This is a genomic window from Streptomyces sp. NPDC046881 (genome assembly GCF_040645015.1).
In the GTDB taxonomy this organism is placed as follows: domain Bacteria; phylum Actinomycetota; class Actinomycetes; order Streptomycetales; family Streptomycetaceae; genus Streptomyces.
Genome location: NZ_JBEYXJ010000140.1, coordinates 1 through 18,146, shown reverse-complemented (window position 1 = coordinate 18,146; position 18,146 = coordinate 1). Strand labels below are relative to the sequence as shown.

Sequence of the window (18,146 nt, the reverse complement as noted above, 5' to 3'; positions counted from 1 at the left end):
CGCGGGCGCCCGGAACAGGGGGGGGGGGGGGCCGGCGGGCCCGGTCGCCCGCCCCCCCCCGCCCACCCCCGGGCCGTGGAAGTGGCCGCCGCGGAAGTCCACGTGGTCCTGGTACCTGGCCCGGCCCGTGGGCCGTTCGCCCCCTGTGTCCACCCGCCCCTCCCCCACCGGTGGTACGGACAGTGGCGCTCACCGTGCCACGGCGCCATACGCTAGGGCATCCGACGCCCCAGCGGCATGTGATCGCCCCATTCCGCCGCGCGACCCACGCGACGGTCCCGGGGTCCCCCACACACAGGGGTGGCTCGGCGGCGGGGTGAGGCGTCCACGCGGGAACTAACGCTCCGTCACCTTGCCGTCCGCCACCTCCAGGCGCCGGGTCACCCGGACCGCGTCCAGCATGCGGCGGTCGTGGGTGACCAGGAGGAGGGTGCCCGTGTAGGCGTCGAGGGCCCCCTCCAGCTGCTCGATGGCCGGCAGGTCCAGGTGGTTCGTCGGCTCGTCCAGGACGAGGAGGTTGACGCCCCGGCCCTGGAGCAGGGCGAGCGCGGCGCGGGTGCGTTCGCCCGGGGACAGGGTCGCGGCCGGGCGCAGCACATGGGCGGCCTTCAGGCCGAACTTGGCCAGCAGGGTGCGGACCTCCGCCGGTTCGGTGTCGGGGACGGCGGCGCAGAAGGCGTCGAGCAGGGTCTCCGGGCCGTGGAACAGCCCCCGGGCCTGGTCGACCTCGCCGACCAGGACCCCGGAGCCGAGGGCCGCGTGGCCGGAGTCGAGCGGGACGCGGCCCAGCAGCGCGCCCAGCAGGGTGGACTTGCCGGATCCGTTGGCGCCCGTCACCGCGATCCGGTCCGCCCAGTCGATCTGCAGGGAGACCGGGCCGAAGGTGAAGTCGCCGCGCCGCACCTCGGCGTCCCGCAGCGTCGCCACGACCGCGCCCGACCGCGGGGCGGACGCGATCTCCATCCGCAGCTCCCACTCCTTGCGCGGCTCCTCGACCACCTCCAGGCGCTCGATCATGCGCTGGGTCTGCCGGGCCTTGGCTGCCTGCTTCTCGCTGGCCTCGCTGCGGAACTTGCGGCCGATCTTGTCGTTGTCGTTGCCCGCCTTGCGGCGGGCGTTCTTCACGCCCTTGTCCATCCAGGCCCGCTGTGTCTGGGCGCGGTCCTGGAGGGCGGCCTTCTTGTCGGCGTACTCCTCGTAGTCCTCGCGGGCGTGCCGGCGGGCCACCTCCCGCTCCTCCAGGTAGGCCGCGTAGCCGCCGCCGTAGAGGTTGATCCGCTGCTGGGCGAGGTCGAGTTCGAGCACCTTGGTGACGGTGCGGGTGAGGAACTCGCGGTCGTGGCTGACGACGACCGTGCCGGCGCGCAGGCCGGTGACGAACCGTTCCAGACGCTCCAGGCCGTCCAGGTCCAGGTCGTTGGTGGGCTCGTCCAGCAGGAAGACGTCGTAGCGGGACAGCAGCAGGGAGGCGAGGCCGGCGCGGGCCGCCTGGCCGCCGGAGAGGGCGGTCATCGGCTGGTCCAGGTCCACGGCCAGGCCGAGGGAGTCGGCGACCTCCTCGGCGCGCTCCTCCAGGTCGGCGCCGCCCAGGCCGAGCCACCGCTCCAGGGCGGCCGCGTAGGCGTCGTCGGCGCCGGGCGCGCCGTCGACCAGGGCCTGGGTGGCCTCGTCCATGGTCCGCTGGGCCTCGGCGACCCCGGTGCGGCGGGCCAGGAACTCCCGGACGGTCTCCCCCGGCCGGCGCTCGGGTTCCTGCGGCAGATGGCCGACGGTCGCGGCCGGCGGGGACAGCCGCAGGTCGCCCTGCTCGGGCGGGACGAGTCCGGCGAGCATCCGCAGCAGGGTCGACTTCCCCGCGCCGTTGGCACCGACCAGCCCGATCACGTCGCCGGGCGCGACGACCAGGTCGAGCCCGGAGAACAGCGAGCGGTCGCCGTGCCCGGCGGCGAGGTTCTTGGCAACGAGGGTGGCAGTCATCAGGACGTCGATCCTAGCGGCGGCGGGCACGCGCCCCCGCCAGGTTCTGCCCCGGTCACCGGCGTGCGGAGCGGTCTGCCGGTGCGGGCCGCGCAGGGCCTATCGTCCTGGCGTGGACAGTGAGCCGAGAGACGAAGTGATCGTGGTCGGGGGCGGGGTCGCCGGGCTGACGACGGCCGTGCTGCTGGCCGAGTCCGGGCGGCGGGTGCGGGTGTGGACGCGGGAGCCGGCCGAGCGGACGACCTCGGCGGTCGCCGGCGGCCTGTGGTGGCCGTACCGCATCGAACCCGAGCCGCTGGCCGGCGCGTGGGCGCTGGAGTCCCTCGGGGTGTACGAGGAGCTGGCGGGGCGCCCCGCGGAGACGGGGGTGCGTCTGGTCGACGGCGTGCACCACGGGAGCCGGCTGGACGAGCTGGGCGCGTGGGCGGGGCAGGTGCCGGGGCTGCGGGCGGTCGCCGAGGGGCTGGCGGCGCGGCTGCCGGTGATCGACATGCCGGTGCATCTGGCGTGGCTGCGCGAGCGGCTGACGGCGGCGGGCGGTGCGGTGGAGGTCCGTGAGGTGACCGACCTGGCCGCCGTGCCCGCCGCCGTGGTGGTCAACTGCACGGGGCTCGGGGCGCGTTCGCTGGTGCCGGACCCTGCGGTGCGTCCGGTGCGCGGGCAGCTGGTCGTGGTGGAGAACCCGGGCGTCACCGGCTGGTACACCCGCGTCGACCGTTCCTCGGCCGCCTCCACCTATGTCATTCCGCAGCCGGGCCGGCTGCTGCTGGGCGGCACGGCCGAGGAGGACGACTGGTCCCTGGAGCCGGACCCGGCCACCGCCGCGGCGATCGTCGCCCGGTGCGCGGCCGTCCGCCCGGAGATCGCCGGTGCGCGCGTGCTCGCGCACCGGGTGGGCCTGCGGCCGGCCCGGGAGGCGGTACGGCTGGAGCGCCGCCCCCTCCCGGACGGCCGCGCACTGGTGCACAACTACGGCCACGGCGGCGCCGGCATCACAGTGGCCTGGGGCTGCGCCCGCGAGGCGGCCGAGCTGGCCTGCCAGACCACCTGACCGCCCCCAAGGGGCGCGGGGAACTGCGCGACGGGCCGACAACCACCCGCAGCCGAACCCGACACCCAGCCACCCCAAGGGGCGCGAGGAACTGCGCGACCGGCCCACGACTGCCCGCAGCCGGACTCGACACACCGCCACCCCAAGGCGCGCGAGGAACTGCGCGACCAGCCGACAACCACCCGGAGCCGAACCCGACACCCAGCCACCCCAAGGGGCGCGAGGAACTGCGCGACCGGCCCACGACTGCCCGCAGCCGGAATCGACGGCCAAGCGCGCCCCGGGCCGGCGCCGCAGTGGCGTGAGCGTCAGCCCGCCGGGACGTGCCGAACGGTCCGCGGTGCCCCGACGCCGTCCAGAACCCCCGGCGCGGGCGCCCCGGCGCCGCCGGACGTGGCCCGGGCGAAGGCCGCCGCACCTCCCACCAGCGGAACCCTGGCTGTCGTCCGGGACAGGTCCACGGTGAGCGTCGGCCTGGTCGACGGCGGGTCGATGAGGTCCTTGTCCGTGCCGGCGACGATCAGGGCCAGGCGGTGCCCGGCGGGGACGACGTGGTCGGTGGCCGCGAGGCGGAGGGTGATGGTGTAGGCCCGGCCCGGAGTGAGCGGGACGCCCTTCGCCGGCCAGGCGTAGTGGCCGAGGTCGGCCCAGCCGCGGCTGACCACGGTGTAGTCGACGGCGGCCGTCCTGGCCCTGGTCTCCTTGAAGCAGGCGCTGTCCCCGGCGGTGCTCGCGCCCCAGCAGGTGCGGTCGGTGAGGGTGGTGATGCCCTCGGCCCGGTCGGCGTAGTCGCGGATGGTGTCCGGGCCGACGTCGACCAGGACGGCGGACAGGTGGGCCGAGGCCGTGGTCGGGGTCGCGGTGACCGTCACCGTGGAGGATCCGGACAGGCGCACGTCCCGGGTGAGCGGCGCGGTGAGGAACCCGGCCTTCTCCGGCGTGGACGTGGTCAGGTGCGCGGCCCAGTCGGTCTCGCTGCGCGCCGGGTCGTCCGTGAAGCTCTCGGTGCCGGCGGCCGGGCGCAGCCCGAGCGTGCCGACGCCGGCCCGGCTGCCCGCGGCCGGGTGCAGGACGGTGGCGCGGGTGCCGTGCGGGGGCCAGGCGGCGGAGGTGACCCACTGGTCGGGGTGGCGTTCGATGTCGGCCGTCGGCTCGCGGTCGATGCCGTTGTCGTAGCCGAGGAGTTCGTGGTCGAACCAGCGGTGCAGGGTGTCGACCCAGGCGCCGCGCCGGAAGTCGAACGGGTCGACGTGCCCGGTCTGGGACAGCCAGATCTTCCGTTCGACGCCGTGCCGCGCCAGCGCGTCCCACCACTGCCCGAAGTGCTTGGTGCGCACGTTGAGGTCCTGCATGCCGTGCACCAGGAACACGCTGGCGCGCACCTTGGCCGCGTCCTTGACGTAGTCCCGCTCGGTCCACAGCCGGGTCCAGTCGCCGCTGCGCGGGCTGCCGTCGGCGAGCTTGCGCTGGACGGCCGCGCAGTGCGCGTGCGCGTCGGCGCTCTCGACGTAGCCGGCCAGTTCGTCGGGGCCGCCGTCGTAGAGGGGGGCGCCCTGGGCGAAGTAGTAGTCGTACCAGGAGGAGATGGCGCTGATCGGGACGATCGTCCTGAGGCCCTTGACGCCGGTGGCGGCGACGCCGTTGGCGATGGTGCCGTCCCAGCTCTTGCCGATCATGCCGGTGCGGCCGTTGGTCCAGCCGGCCCGCACGGGGGTGCCGCCGGTGCGGCTGGTGTAGGCCCTGGCGCGGCCGTTGAGCCAGTCGATCACGGCCTTGGCGGACTGGATGTCGGAGCGGCCGCCGACGTCGACGCAGCCGTCGGAGCGGTTGGAGCCGGCGAGGTCGACGCCGACGAAGGCGTAGCCGCGGGGCACGAAGTAGTTGTCGTAGAACAGCGGCATCTGGACGACGTGTCCCTGTGCGTCGTACGTCTTGCGCTGGCTCTCGTTGCCGCGGCCGCAGCAGGAGTAGTAGGGGCTGGCGTCCATGATGACCGGCACCTTGCGGCCCTGCCGGGCCGGTTCGGCGGGGCGGACGATGTCGGCGGCGACGCGGTCGGTCCGTCCGTCGCCGTCCTCGTCGAGGCCGGTGTCCACCCAGACGGACTCGCGGACGGCGTCGGCGTAGGAGTAGACGGGTCTGCTCTCCCGGGGCGCGGCCTGGGCGGCGGCCGGGGTGAGGAAGGCGGCCGTCAGGGCGGTGACGGCGGCGGTGACGAGCGTTCTCCAGATCGTGGAGCGCGTGCGTTTCGGCATGCGCGGACGGTACTCCGGCCAACTCCCGTGCAGAAGGGGGCTCTCCCGTGGCGCGTGTCGGCCGGATGGCGATCGTGTGACAGCAGGGGTCATGGACAGGTCAGGGGCCCCGGCGGCTGAATAGGCTCTGACCAGACTTCTCCCGAACGGACAGACAGTCCTGACGACTTGGAGCTGACGTGCACCGCAGAATCATCGCCCCGGGCACACTGGCGGCGGCCTCCCTCCTGCTGGCGATCCCGGCATCGGCCGCGAGCTACTCCCCCGGCGCGCCGGGCATCGGCGACCCCTACTACCCGTCCTACGGCAACGGCGGCTACGACGTATCCCACTACGACCTGAGGCTGCAATACCAGCCGAAGACGGACGAGTTGCAGGGCACGGCCACGATCCAGGCGCGGACCACCCAGGACCTGTCCAGCTTCGACCTGGACTTCCTGCTGGACGTGAGCGAGGTGCGGGTCAACGGCGCCAAGGCCGCCTTCACCACGTCCGACCAGCACGAACTGGTCGTCACCCCGAAGACGCCGCTGGCCAAGGGCACGCCGGTGACGATCGTGGTCCGCTACAGCGGGGTGCCGTCGACGAAGAGCGCCTACGGCTTCACCTCCTGGCACCGCACGCCCGACGGGGGCGTGGCCGCCAACGAGCCCGAGGCCGCCTGGTGGTGGTTCCCGAGCAACGACCACCCGACCGACAAGGCCACCTACGACGTGTCGGTGGCGGTGCCGGACGGCACCCAGGCCATCTCCAACGGCACGCTCCAGTCGACGTCCTCGAAGCTGGGCTGGACCCGCTACAACTGGCGGCAGAACAAGCCGCAGGCGACCTACCTGGCCACGCTCGCGCTCGGCAGGTTCGACATCACCACCGGCACCTCCGACGGCGGGGTGCCCGTCGTCAACGCCTACAGCAAGGACCTGGGCGACAACGACGGTGCCGCGCGGGCCAGCGTGGAGCGCACCGGGGAGCTGGTGGACTGGCTGAGCGGTTACTTCGGGCCGTATCCGTTCAGCTCGGCGGGCGGCTACGTGCCGAACACCACCACCGGGTACGCGCTGGAGACGCAGGGCCGCATCTACTACAGCCCGCGGCAGTTCGCGAACGGCTCCAACACCTCGGTGGTCGTGCACGAGCTGGCCCACCAGTGGTACGGCGACTACGTGTCGGTCAAGGGCTGGAAGGACATCTGGATCAACGAGGGCTTCGCCCGGTACGCGCAGTGGCTGTGGTCCGAGCACGAGGGCGAGGGCACCGCGCAGGAACTCGCCGACTACGTGTACGCCTCGCACCCGGCCGACGACGCCTTCTGGACGGTGAAGCCCGGCGACCCGGGCCCGGACGAGCAGTTCAGCGGCGCCGTCTACGACCGGGGCGCCCTGGCCATCCAGGCACTGCGCAACGAGATCGGTGACGACGCGTTCTTCGCGGTCCTGAAGGGCTGGCCGAAGGAGCACGCCTACGGCAACGCCTCGGTGGCCGACTTCCAGAGGTACGCCGAGCAGGTGTCCGGCAAGCCGCTGTCCGCGCTGTTCGACACCTGGCTGTTCCAGCCGTCGAAGCCGGCCGCGCCGGCGGTCCGCGCCCTGGTGAGGACGGGTACGGCGGTGGCGCAGCCGAGGTCCTGGAAGAAGATCGAGGCGACGAACGAGGTGCACGGGCACTGACCGGCTGAGCCGCACTGACCAGCCGAGGGTAGTGGCCGGCCGCAGGGCACCGACTCAGCGGCCGGCCACGGCCGCCCGCCGCAGCAGCTCGTCCCGGCCTATCGCGTCCGCGCGGGCGGCCGGGACGGTGCACGCGTAGGCGCCCGCGATCGCGCCGTAACGGGCGCACCGCTCGGGTGGCTCGCCGCTGAGCCGGCCGTAGAGGAACGCAGCGGCGAAGGCGTCGCCCGCGCCGTTGGAGTCGACCACCGGCGCGGGCGGGTCCGCCACCGGCACCCGGGTCAGCTCGCCGTCGGCCAGCAGATACGCGCCGTCCGCGCCGGCGGTGGCGACGACGGTCCGCGCCCGGCCCCGCTCGGCGATGCGCCGCATGGTCCGCTCGGGGTCGGCGAGGGCGGCGGCCGACAGGAAGACGACGTCGGCCGCGTACGCGAACGGCTCGTGGTACGGGTTCTCGCCGTCCCAGTCGTGCAGGTCGGTGGAGAGCGGTACGCCGGTCTCCCGCAGGACGGGCAGGGCGTGGGCGCACGGCTGGGTGATCGTCACGTGCACGTGCCGGCTCGTGGCGGCCAGCGTGCGCAGGGTGGACTCGGGGAAGCGGTCGTCGGGGTGGGCGCGGCTGGTGTCGTAGAGCGACAGGCGGCGGCCGTCCGGGCCGACCAGGTTGACCGCCCGCTTGGTGCCGGCCGGCTGCGGGAGCGCGGTGAGGGCGATGCCGTGCTCGTCGTGCAGGGCGCGGACGAGGTCGCCCTCGGGGTCGTCGCCGAGCAGGTCGAGGTGGTGGGTGCGCAGGCCGAGCGCGGCCAGCCCCAGGGCGACGAAGTCCCCGGTCTGTCCGGCGCGCGTGCGGATCCCGGAGTCGATCATGTAGCTGTCGGCGTAGGGCAGGGGCAGCTCGGGGACGTGGATGATCGTGTCCACGCCGGCCCCGCCCAGCACCAGCACCTCGGTCTCGTCCGCCTGCCCGCTCATCCGCCGTCCTCCCCGTGGTCGTACACCGTCACGGCGATCCCTCGCTTGACGAGCCTCTCGGTGATGAGCGGCTCCACGCGGGACCATCTGCCGCCCGCCAGGCCGCAGCCTATGCGGGGCATGTGCACGGACGCGCCGAGTTCGATCACTTCGGCGGCGAGGCGGTCGAGGGCGGTGTCGATCGCCTCGTAGCGCACGGGGACGCCCTTGCTGCCCGTTCTGGTCCCCCGCTGGCCGATCATGTTGGCCACCCAGACGTGCGGGCCGACCGGCACCAGCTGGACCGCGCCCAGGCCGAAGTCGTTCCTCGCGCGGTCGCGGTGCCAGGCGCGGTACGCCGCCTCCGGCTCCGGCCAGCGTCGGGACAGGGCCAGCACGAAGCCCTTCCCCCAGCCGCCGATGTCGTTGCAGACATGCGCGATCACCTTGGCGCCCTTCACCGACGGCACGGTGGCGTCACCCCGGACATATGTGATCTCCGACATGACGCCACCGTAGGCGATGCCACTGACAGTGGCGCTGAGCTGCTACTTCGTCAGCTGGGTCAGTTCCTGGTCGGTGTTCTGCGACACCCGGCGGCGCACGCCGAACCAGCCGGCGACCAGCATGACGGCGATCAGCGGGATCAGCAGGATGGTCTTCCGGCCGACCTCGGGGTCGTTCCACATCATGCCGAGGCAGACCAGCAGGAACGCGATCGTGGCGATCTCGGTGACCGGGCTGAACTTCAGCTGGAAGTGCGGCCGGGTCGCCAGGCCGGCGCGGGCGCGGCGGACGAAGAGCATGTGGCAGAGCATGATGATCACCCAGGTGCTGATGATGCCGAGGGAGGCGACGTTCAGCACGATCTCGAAGGCCTGGCTGGGCACCAGGTAGTTCAGGCCGACACCGAGCACGCAGACGGCGCAGGTCAGCAGGATGCCGCCGTAGGGCACCTGGCTGCGGTTCATGCGGGCGGTGAACTTCGGGGCTGAGCCCGCCATGGCCATGGAGCGCAGGATGCGGCCGGTGGAGTACAGGCCGGAGTTCAGCGAGGACATGGCGGCGGTCAGCACGACCAGGTTCATCACGTCACCGGCCGCCGGGACACCGATCTTCGACAGGACCGTGACGAACGGGCTCTGGTCGGCGGAGTACACCGAGCCGGGCAGCAGCAGGGCGAGCAGCACGACCGAGCCGACGTAGAACAGGCCCACCCGCCACATGATCGAGTTCACCGCGCGCGGGACGACCTTCTCCGGCTCGGCGGTCTCGCCGGCGGCCACGCCGACCAGCTCCAGCGCGGCGTAGGCGAAGATCACGCCCTGCATGACCAGGACGACCGGCATCGCGCCGTGCGGGAAGAGGCCGCCGTGGTCGCTGATGACGCTCAGGCCGGGGGTGTGGCCGCCGACCTTGTGCTGGGTGGCGAGCAGGAAAATGCTGATCAGCATGAAGCCGACGATGGTGGCGACCTTGATGATCGCGAACCAGAACTCCATCTCGCCGAAGATCTTCACCGAGATCAGGTTCACGGCCAGGACCACCGCGAGGGCGATCAGGGCGAGCACCCACTGGGGAATGCTGGTGAACATGGACCAGTAGTGCGTGTAGAGCGCGATCGCGGTGATGTCGGCGATGCCGGTGGTCGACCAGTTCAGGAAGTACATCCAGCCGGCGACGTAGGCGCCCTTCTCGCCGAGGAACTCGCGCGCGTACGACACGAAGGACCCGGAGGACGGGCGGTACAGGACCAGCTCGCCCAGGGCCCGGACGACGAAGAAGGCGAAGACGCCGCAGACCAGGTAGGCCAGGGCGAGCGCCGGACCGGCGTTGTGCAGGCGGCCGCCGGCGCCCAGGAGAAGTCCGGTGCCGATGGCGCCACCGATGGCGATCATGTTGACGTGGCGGGCCTTGAGGTCCTTGCTGTAACCGGCGTCGCCCGCGTCCGCGGGCGTCCGGGCCACCTGGGGGTGGGTGGTGGCCTGTGCCGATTCCACGGCTTCCTTGCTCACGGGTGGTTCCACTTCCTGGTGCGCCCGGACCTCGTGGGCCCGGGGTTCGTGCAGGTCTTGGCCCGCACCACCCTTGTGTTGCGGCACAGACCAAGGCAGCAGCTTCCCAGAGGGATCGGCCGGTACGCGGTGGTCCACGTCACAGAGCGGTTCATCTCACACGGCCGCCACGGAGCCCTCCCGGGTTTCACACCATTGGTGGGACAGCGATACTGCTGCACATGACGACCGGTACCGAGGAGACGCCCCTCACCATCGACGAGCTGGCCGCTCGGGCGGGCGTCACCGTCCGCACCGTCCGCTTCTACGGCAGCAAGGGGCTGCTTCCGCCGCCGGCGATCGGTCCGCGCCGGGTGGGGCACTACGGGCCCGGGCATGTGGCGCGCCTGGCGCTCATCGAGGAGCTGCAGCAGCAGGGCATGACCCTGGCGGCGATCGAGCGGTACCTGCGGCAGCTGCCGGCGGACCTGAGCCCGCACGATCTGGCCATCCACCGCGCGGTGGTCGCCTCCTGGGCGCCGGACGCGGTGGAGACGGTGTCGCGCCGGGAGCTGGAGCGGCGGGCGGGACGCCCGCTCGGCGACGAGGACGTGGAGCGGCTGACGGCGATGAACGTCGTCGTGCCGGGCGACGGGGACTCGTTCCGGGTGGACGCCGGGCTGCTCCGGCTCGGCGTCCAGCTCCTCGACGTACCGCTGTCGCAGGAGGCGATCCTGGCGGCGCGCAAGGTGCTCGTGGAGCACTCGCGCGCCGCGGCTCACGAACTCTCCCGGCTCTTCCGCGGCGAGGTGGAGGAGCGGGACGCCCGGGACGTGAAGTCCCTGTCGGCGCACATGCACCCCTTGGTGGTGCAGGCTCTGCTGACCACCTTCCAGCGATCGCTGCGGGAAGAGCTGAGCGAGTGGCTCACCGGCTCAGGAACGGGCTGAGTCGCCGAACGGCTCCCCCTTCTCGGCCTTCGTCACGAGCAGGGCGGGCGGGGTGAACCGCTCGCCGTAGCGCTCGGCCAGCTCGCGGGCGCGGGCCACGAAGCCGGGCAGGCCCCCTTCGTAGCCGTTGATGTACTGGAGCACGCCGCCGGTCCAGCCGGGGAAGCCGATGCCGAGGATCGAGCCGATGTTGGCGTCGGCGACGGAGGTGAGCACGCCCTCCTCCAGGAGGCGCACGGTGTCGAGCGCCTCGGCGAAGAGCATGCGCTCCTGCATGTCCCGGAACGGGATCTCGTGCCCGGGCCTGGTGAAGTGCTCGCGCAGGCCCGGCCAGAGTCCGGCCCGCTTGCCGTCCTCGCTGTAGTCGTAGAAGCCGGCGCCGCCGCTGCGGCCGGTGCGGCCGAACTCGTCGACCATGCGGTCGACGACCGCCTCCGCGGGGTGCGCGGTCCAGGTGCCGCCGGCCTCCTCCACGGCCCGCCTGCTCTCGGCCCGGATCTTGCGCGGCAGGGTGAGGGTCAGCTCGTCCATGAGGGAGAGCACCTTGGCCGGGTAGCCGGCCTGGGCGGCGGCCTGTTCCACGGAGGCGGGCTCGATGCCCTCGCCGACCATGGCGACGCCCTCGTTGATGAAGTGGCCGATCACCCGGGAGGTGAAGAAGCCGCGGGAGTCGTTGACGACGATCGGCGTCTTGTTGATCTGGCGGACCAGGTCGAAGGCGCGCGCGAGGGCCTCGTCGCCGGTGCGCTCGCCCTTGATGATCTCCACCAGGGGCATCTTGTCGACCGGTGAGAAGAAGTGCAGCCCGATGAAGTCGCCCTGGCGCTGCACGCCCTCGGCGAGCGTGGTGATCGGCAGCGTGGAGGTGTTGGAGCACAGCAGCGCGTCGGGGGCGACGACCTGCTCGATCTCCTGGAACACCTTGTGCTTGAGGGCGGTGTCCTCGAACACGGCCTCGATGACCGCGTCGCAGCCGGCGAGGTCGGCCGCCTCGGCGGTGGGGGTGATCCGGGCGAGCAGCGCGTCGGCCTTCTCCTGGCTGGTACGGCCCCTGGCGACGGCCTTGGCGCACAGCTTCTCGGAGTAGCCCTTGCCCTTGACGGCCGCTTCCAGGGAGACGTCCTTGAGGACGACGTCGATGCCGGCGCGGGCGCACGCGTAGGCGATGCCGGCGCCCATCATGCCGGCGCCGAGGACGGCCACCCTGCGGACCTGACGGGGCTCGATGCCCTGGGGGCGGTTGGCGCCCGAGTTGACCGCCTGGAGGTCGAAGAAGAACGCCTGGATCATGTTCTTCGAGGTCTGCCCGGCGGCCAGTTCCACGAAGTAGCGGGCCTCGATGACCTGGGCGGTCTCGAAGTCGACCTGGGAGCCCTCGACGGCGGCGGCGAGGATGTTGCGCGGTGCCGGGTAGGGGGCGCCGCCCGTCTGCTTGCGCAGGTTGGCCGGGAACGAGGGCAGGTTCGCGGCGAACTTGGGGTGGGCCGGCGTGCCGCCGGGGATCCGGTAGCCCGGCTTGTCCCAGGGCTGCTGGGACTCGGGGTGGGCGTCGATGAAGGCGCGGGCCTTGTCGAGCAGTTCCCCGGGGGTGGCGGCGACCTCGTGGACGAGGCCGTTCTCCCGGGCGCGCCGGGCGTTGTACTGCTGGCCCTGGAGGAGCACCTTCAGCAGGGCGTCCGTGATGCCCAGCAGTCGCACGGTGCGGACGACCCCGCCGCCGCCGGGGAGCAGGCCGAGGGTGACCTCGGGGCAGCCGATCTTGGTGCCGGGGGTGTCGAGGGCCACCCGGTGGTGACAGGCGAGGGCCAGTTCGAAACCGCCGCCGAGGGCCGCGCCGTTGATCGCGGCGACGACCGGCTTGCCGAGGGTCTCGATGCGGCGCAGGTTCCGCTTGATGGCGAGGCCGCCGTCGAACAGCTCCTGCGCGGTCTCCGGCGTGACCCGGATGAGGTCGCGCAGGTCGCCGCCCGCGAAGAAGGTCTTCTTGGCGGAGGTGAAGATGATGCCGCGGATGTGCTCCTGTTCCGCCTCCAGCCGGTCGGTGATCGCGGCGAGGGAGTCGCGGAACGCCTGGTTCATGGTGTTCGCGGACTGGTGGGGGTCGTCCAGGACGAGGGTGACGACACCGGTGTCGTCCTGCTCCCAGCGGATGGTGGTGCTCTCGGTCATGACAGTCGTCTCCGTTGAGGTGGTCGCGTGGTTCCGCGGGGAGTTCAGATGCGCTCGACGACGGTGGCGATGCCCATGCCGCCGCCGACGCACAGGGTGGCGAGGCCGTAGCGCTTGTCCTGGCGTTCCAGTTCGTCGACGAGCGAGCCGAGGATCATGGCTCCGGTGGCGCCGAGCGGGTGGCCGAGGGCGATGGCGCCGCCGTTGACGTTGACCTTGTCCAGGCTGAGGCCCATGTCCTTGACGAAGCGCAGCACGACCGCGGCGAACGCCTCGTTGATCTCGACCAGATCGATGTCGTCGATGGTGAGGCCGGCCTTGGCCAGGGCCTTGCGGGTGGCGGGGGCGGGGCCGGTGAGCATGATGGTCGGCTCGGAGCCGGAGACGGCCGCGGAGACGATCCGCGCGCGCGGGGTGAGGCCGTAGCGCTCGCCGACCTCCCGGGAGCCGATCGCGACGAGGGAGGCGCCGTCCACGATGCCGGAGGAGTTGCCCGCGTGGTGGACGTGGTCGATCTTCTCCACCCAGTGGTACTTCTGCAGCGCGACCGCGTCGAAGCCGCCCAGGTCGCCGATGTCCGCGAAGGACGGCTTCAGCTTGCCGAGGGAGTCGGCGGTGGTGCCGGGGCGCAGGTGCTCGTCGTGGTCGAGAATGACGAGGCCGTTGCGGTCCTTGACGGGGACCACGGAGCGGTCGAAGCGGCCCTCCTTCCAGGCGGTGGCGGCGCGTTCCTGGGACAGGGCCGCGTACTCGTCCACGTCCCGGCGGGAGAAGCCCTCGATGGTGGCGATGAGGTCGGCGCCGATGCCCTGCGGCACGAAGTTGACGGCGAGGTTGGTCATCGGGTCGTTGAACCAGGCGCCGCCGTCCGAGGCCATCGGGACCCGGGACATGGACTCGACGCCGCCCGCGAGGACCAGGTCCTCCCAGCCGGCGCGGACCTTGGCGGCGGCCAGGTTGACGGCCTCCAGGCCGGAGGCACAGAAGCGGTTCTCCTGCACGCCGGCGACCGTGTCCGGCAGTCCGGCGGCGATGGCGGCGATCCGGGCGATGTCGGAGCCCTGGTCGCCGACGGGGCCGACGACACCGAGCACGATGTCGTCGATCGCGGCCGGGTCCAGGCCGGGGAAGCGGTCGCGGATCTCGTGGATGAGGCCGACGACCAGGTCGATGGGCTTGGTGCCGTGCAGGGCGCCGTTCGCCTTGCCGCGGCCGCGCGGGGTGCGGATCGCGTCGTACACGTACGCTTCGGTGCTCACTGGGATGCCTTTCGGGAGGGCGGGACGGGCGGGGTCAGCCGCGGTCGGTGACGAGGTCGTCGGGGTCGTCGGCGGGGCGGTCCGGTATCCCCCAGTCCCGGGCGACCGCGGCCGTGTCCGCGCCGGGGCGGGCGGGGCCGGTGCGGACGGCGGTGGGGGTCGCGGAGAAGCGGGGGGCGGGGGCGGGCTGGGTGATGCCGCCGTGGTCGGTGAAGGTGCCGCGGGCGGCCAGGTGCGGGTGGTGCGGGGCCTCGCGCAGGCTGAGTACGGGCGCCACGCAGGCGTCGGAGCCCTCGAACACGGCGGTCCACTCGTCCCGGGTGCGGGAGCCGAAGGCGGCGGCGATCCGTTCGCGCAGCTCGCCCCAGCGGGTCCAGTCCTTGCGGGCGGGGACCAGGTCGTCCAGGCCGAGCAGGTGCAGGAACTCCTCGTAGAACTTGCCCTCCAGGGCACCGACCGCCATGTACCGCCCGTCGGCGGTCTCGTAGGTGCCGTAGTACGGGCAGCCGCCGTCCAGCAGGTTGGCGGCGCGCCGGTCCTGCCAGCCGCCGGCGGCGAGCATGCCGTGGATCATCGCGGACAGGTGGGCCGTGCCGTCCACGATGGCCGCGTCGACCACCTGGCCGGTGCCGGTGGCGCGCGCGTGGTGCAGGGCGGCGAGGACGCCGACGACCAGGTAGAGCGAGCCGCCCGCGTAGTCCCCGAGGAGGTTGGCGGGCACGGCCGGGGGCTCGTCCGGGCGGCCGATCATGCCGAGGGTGCCGGTGAGCGCGATGTAGGCGATGTCGTGGCCGGCGCGCCGGGCGAGCGGGCCGTCCTGGCCCCAGCCGGTCATGCGGCCGTAGACCAGGCGGGGGTTGCGGGCGTGGCAGTCCCCGGGGCCGACGCCGAGCCGCTCGGCGACGCCCGGGCGGTAGCCCTCGATGAGGACGTCGGCGCGCTCGGCGAGGTCCAGGACGCGGGCGGGGCCGTCGGGTGCCTTCAGGTCGACCAGGACCGAGCGCTTGTTGCGGTTGGTGACGTCGTGGGCCGGGTCGATCGCGAGGCCCGGCCCGCCCGGGCGGTCCACCCGGACGACGTCGGCGCCCAGGTCGGCCAGCAGCATGGCGGCGAACGGGCCCGGCCCGATGCCGGCCAGCTCGACCACGCGCACGCCGGACAGCGGGCCGTTGCCCGGTGTCGGCGGCGTCCCTGCCGTTGTCATGCGTCCAGCCCCCAAGCGTGTGTGACACAACTGATGTAACACCAGTGATGCTAGGAACGCGTACCACCGGACACAAGACCTGAACGAGCAAGCGCTTAGCCAAGTGCCCGGCACCTCCGTCATCACCCGGACGAGTGACCGGGAGGCCGGGGTGCGTGTGCCGTCTCCCGCTTCTTCAGGCATTGTCCGGCTACGGCCACCGCTGCCTCCGGGCTGGTCGTCGGGCTCCGCTCCCCTCACGCTAGCCTCGGCCACCGACAGCGGCGCGGGCTGTACGGCGGCCGCACGAACCGAGGGGTGTCATGAGCAGGATGAGCAGGACGGACCGTCCGTACGACCTCGTGCTCTTCGGAGCCACGGGCTTCGTCGGCGCGCTCACCGCCCACTATCTCGCCGAGCACGCGCCGCGGGACCTGCGCTGGGCGGTCGCCGGCCGCGACGAACGGCGGCTGGCGGAACTGCGCGCGAGCCTGCCCGGCGGCGCGGACGTCGGTGTGCTGCGGGCCGACGCGGCCGAGCCGGCCACCCTGCGCGCCCTCGCCGAGCAGGCGCGCGTGGTCGCCACGACCGTGGGGCCGTACGTGCTGTACGGCGAGGAACTCGTCGCCGCCTGCGCCGACACCGGCGCCGACTACCTGGACCTGACCGGCGAGCCGGAGTTCGTGGACCTGATGTACGTCCGGCACGACGCACGCGCGCGCGAGACGGGCGCCCGTCTGGTGCACGCCTGCGGCTTCGACTCCGTGCCGCACGACCTGGGCGTGTACTTCACGGTCCGGCAGCTCCCCGAGGGCGTGCCGCTGACCGTGGACGGCTATGTGACCGCCGACGCGGCCTTCTCCGGCGGCACCCTCGCCTCGGCCCTGAACCAGCTGGCCCGCGGGCGGCGGATGCTGGCCGCCGCGCGCGACCGGGCCCGGCACGAGCCGCGGCTGCCGGGCCGCCGGGTGACGGCGCCGGCGGGCGCGCCGAGGTTCGCCGCGGAGGTCGGCGCGTGGGCGCTGCCGCTGCCCACCATCGACCCGCAGATCGTGCGCCGTTCGGCGCGGGCGCTGGAGCGGTACGGCCCGGACTTCCGGTACCGGCACTACGCCGCGGTGCGGCGGCTGCCGGTCGCCGTCGGCGGGATCGCCGCCGTCGGCGCGGTGGCGGCCGCGGCCCAGCTGCCGCCCGCGCGCCGCTGGCTGTCGGCCCGGCTGGAGCCGGGCGAGGGGCCGAGCGCGCAGAAGCGGGCCGAGAGCTGGTTCTCGGTGCGGTTCGTCGGCGAGGGCGGCGGACGGCGCGTGTTCACCGAGGTCGCGGGCGGCGACCCGGGCTACGGCGAGACGGCGAAGATGTTCGCCGAGGCGGCCCTGTGCCTGGCCTTCGACGACCTGCCGGACACGGCCGGCCAGGTCACCACGGTGCAGGCGATGGGCGACGCCCTGACCGAACGGCTGCGCGCGGCGGGCATCACCTTCCGGGTGGCGGCGCGGCGATAGCCGGCGGCCGCCCGCTCCGGGGCACGGCCGGGCGCCCGGCTGAGACGATGGGGGCTCATCCCGGACGACCCAAGGAGGCGGAGCGGACGTGAAGTTCGTGCTCGAGGTGACCGTGGACGACGGCGTGGTGGCGCGGGACCGGGTGGGTGAGCTGGAGCGCATCCTGCGGTACTGGGGCGGCAACCTGCGTCACTACGCCCTGGAACCCGGCGACGGTTCGGCCGTCCACGACTCGGCGTATCAGGAGGTCGGCGCCTGGCGCGTCGTGGAGTCCTGAGCGCCGCCGCCGGCCGGGCCCTGTGCCGCCTCGCGCAGGGCCCGGCGGCACAGGGCGTCCGCCCGCCGGGTGGTCTCCGGCAGCCGGAACCGCGGGGTCAGCGCGAGGGTGTGCGCCAGGGCGGTGCCCAGGCTCACCCGGTGGCCGACCGAGACGAACACCGGCTTGACGCCGTCCCGGGTGCGCAGCGCCCGTCCGACCTCCTCGGTGCCGGCGAGCAGCGGCGCGGACCGGCCCCGATCCGGCCCGGGGTCGTCGTACGTGAACGTGAAGGGGTTCTTGGCGACACCGATGGTCGGCAGCCCGGTGAGCACGCCCAGGTGGCTCGCCAGGCCGAAGCGGCGCGGGTGGGCCAGGCCGTAGCCGTCGCACACCACCAGGCCGGGCGGGCAGGGCAGCCGTTCCAGGGCGGCGCGGACGGTGGGGATCTCACGGAAGGCGAGCAGTCCCGGCACGTACGGGAAGGAGACCCGCCCAACGGCCGTCGCCTCGGCGACGACGTCCAGGGTGGCGGCGTCCAGCACGACGGCGGCCGCCGCGACGAGGTCCAGCTCGTCGTCGTAGGCGACGTCGACCCCCGTGACCCGGCCCGTCCCGGGCGGTGGCCCGGGCTCGTCGAGCACCACCCGCCCGCGCAGTTCGTCCTGGACGGCGCGGGCCTCCTCCTCCGTCGCGGGCCAGCCCGCGGGTACGCCGACGATCGTCATGCCGGGTGACTCTACGGGCCCGCCGCACCCCGCCGGACCGGCGGGGGTAGGCTCGCGATCATGTTCGTACTGGAGCTGACCTACACCGCGCCGCTCGACGCCGTGGACGCCGTTCTGCCGGACCACGTGGCCTGGCTGGAGGAGCAGTACGAGAAGGGCTTCTTCCTGGCCTCGGGACGCAAGAACCCCCGCGACGGCGGGGTG

15 protein-coding genes are annotated in these 18,146 nt (G+C 73.2%); 6 read left to right on the top strand and 9 right to left on the bottom strand.

All coding sequences use genetic code 11. From position 1 onward, the window contains the following. Positions 1-336: 336 nt before the first annotated feature. Positions 337-1,977 carry an ABC-F family ATP-binding cassette domain-containing protein gene (locus ABZ923_RS37270; RefSeq protein ID WP_361481442.1) on the bottom strand — a complete coding sequence of 547 codons (1,641 nt, stop codon included), beginning with the start codon at positions 1,975-1,977 and terminating at the stop codon, positions 337-339. A 136-nt stretch (positions 1,978-2,113) separates the two neighbouring features. Between ABZ923_RS37270 and ABZ923_RS37265 the strand changes: the two genes are divergently transcribed. Beyond that, on the top strand, positions 2,114-3,028 hold the full coding sequence (locus ABZ923_RS37265; RefSeq protein ID WP_361481448.1) for an FAD-dependent oxidoreductase: 915 nt from the start codon (positions 2,114-2,116) through the stop codon (positions 3,026-3,028). Between the two features lie 308 nt (positions 3,029-3,336). On the opposite strand, the gene ABZ923_RS37260 is transcribed toward ABZ923_RS37265, so the two are convergent. Then, the gene (locus ABZ923_RS37260) at positions 3,337-5,283 is read right to left on the bottom strand and encodes a Xaa-Pro dipeptidyl-peptidase (RefSeq protein WP_361481439.1); all 1,947 of its coding nucleotides are present in this window, start codon (positions 5,281-5,283) and stop codon (positions 3,337-3,339) included. 179 nt (positions 5,284-5,462) lie between these two features. Here ABZ923_RS37260 and ABZ923_RS37255 point away from each other — a divergent pair, with 179 nt between their 5' ends. Continuing rightward, entirely contained in the window at positions 5,463-6,950 is a 1,488-nt protein-coding gene (locus ABZ923_RS37255; protein ID WP_361481436.1) for a M1 family metallopeptidase, read from the top strand. Positions 6,951-7,004: 54 nt separating this feature from the next. Here the strand turns inward: ABZ923_RS37255 and ABZ923_RS37250 are convergent, their stop codons facing one another. From ABZ923_RS37250 to ABZ923_RS37240, 3 genes are read right to left on the bottom strand one after another with little or no spacing between them, the layout of a single operon-like run. Further along, positions 7,005-7,922, bottom strand: a complete 918-nt coding sequence (locus ABZ923_RS37250) for an adenosine kinase (protein ID WP_361481433.1) — start codon at positions 7,920-7,922, stop codon at positions 7,005-7,007. Then, on the bottom strand, positions 7,919-8,407 hold the full coding sequence (locus ABZ923_RS37245) for a macro domain-containing protein (RefSeq protein WP_361481430.1): 489 nt from the start codon (positions 8,405-8,407) through the stop codon (positions 7,919-7,921). Before ABZ923_RS37245 ends, ABZ923_RS37250 begins: the two co-directional genes overlap by 4 nt. A gap of 42 nt (positions 8,408-8,449) precedes the next feature. Then, on the bottom strand, positions 8,450-9,916 hold the full coding sequence (locus tag ABZ923_RS37240; RefSeq protein ID WP_361481427.1) for an amino acid permease: 1,467 nt from the start codon (positions 9,914-9,916) through the stop codon (positions 8,450-8,452). Positions 9,917-10,137: 221 nt separating this feature from the next. On the opposite strand from ABZ923_RS37240, the gene ABZ923_RS37235 reads away from it, so the two are divergent. Beyond that, a complete protein-coding gene (locus ABZ923_RS37235; RefSeq protein WP_361481425.1) occupies positions 10,138-10,845 on the top strand; it encodes a MerR family transcriptional regulator in 708 nt (235 codons plus the stop codon). Here ABZ923_RS37235 and ABZ923_RS37230 read toward each other — a convergent pair. The 3 genes from ABZ923_RS37230 to ABZ923_RS37220 are packed head-to-tail and all read right to left on the bottom strand — an operon-like array spanning position 10,831 to position 15,477. Beyond that, positions 10,831-13,014 (bottom strand): 3-hydroxyacyl-CoA dehydrogenase NAD-binding domain-containing protein, encoded by a 2,184-nt coding sequence (locus ABZ923_RS37230; protein ID WP_361481423.1) that lies wholly within the window; start codon positions 13,012-13,014, stop codon positions 10,831-10,833. The genes ABZ923_RS37235 and ABZ923_RS37230 overlap by 15 nt on opposite strands. A 44-nt stretch (positions 13,015-13,058) precedes the next feature. Beyond that, positions 13,059-14,273 (bottom strand): acetyl-CoA C-acetyltransferase, encoded by a 1,215-nt coding sequence (locus ABZ923_RS37225; protein ID WP_361481421.1) that lies wholly within the window; start codon positions 14,271-14,273, stop codon positions 13,059-13,061. 34 nt (positions 14,274-14,307) lie between these two features. Next, positions 14,308-15,477 (bottom strand): CaiB/BaiF CoA-transferase family protein, encoded by a 1,170-nt coding sequence (locus ABZ923_RS37220; protein WP_361481419.1) that lies wholly within the window; start codon positions 15,475-15,477, stop codon positions 14,308-14,310. 302 nt (positions 15,478-15,779) lie between these two features. Here ABZ923_RS37220 and ABZ923_RS37215 point away from each other — a divergent pair, with 302 nt between their 5' ends. Continuing rightward, positions 15,780-16,958 (top strand): saccharopine dehydrogenase NADP-binding domain-containing protein, encoded by a 1,179-nt coding sequence (locus tag ABZ923_RS37215; protein WP_361481417.1) that lies wholly within the window; start codon positions 15,780-15,782, stop codon positions 16,956-16,958. An 88-nt stretch (positions 16,959-17,046) separates the two neighbouring features. Then, positions 17,047-17,235 carry a hypothetical protein gene (locus ABZ923_RS37210; protein WP_361481415.1) on the top strand — a complete coding sequence of 63 codons (189 nt, stop codon included), beginning with the start codon at positions 17,047-17,049 and terminating at the stop codon, positions 17,233-17,235. Here ABZ923_RS37210 and ABZ923_RS37205 read toward each other — a convergent pair. Next, positions 17,199-17,942 carry an endonuclease V gene (locus ABZ923_RS37205; protein WP_361481413.1) on the bottom strand — a complete coding sequence of 248 codons (744 nt, stop codon included), beginning with the start codon at positions 17,940-17,942 and terminating at the stop codon, positions 17,199-17,201. The two genes, ABZ923_RS37210 and ABZ923_RS37205, sit on opposite strands and share 37 nt — an antisense overlap. A gap of 60 nt (positions 17,943-18,002) precedes the next feature. On the opposite strand from ABZ923_RS37205, the gene ABZ923_RS37200 reads away from it, so the two are divergent. Then, a partial coding sequence (locus ABZ923_RS37200; protein ID WP_361481445.1) for a YciI family protein occupies positions 18,003-18,146 on the top strand: 144 nt, incomplete at its 3' end.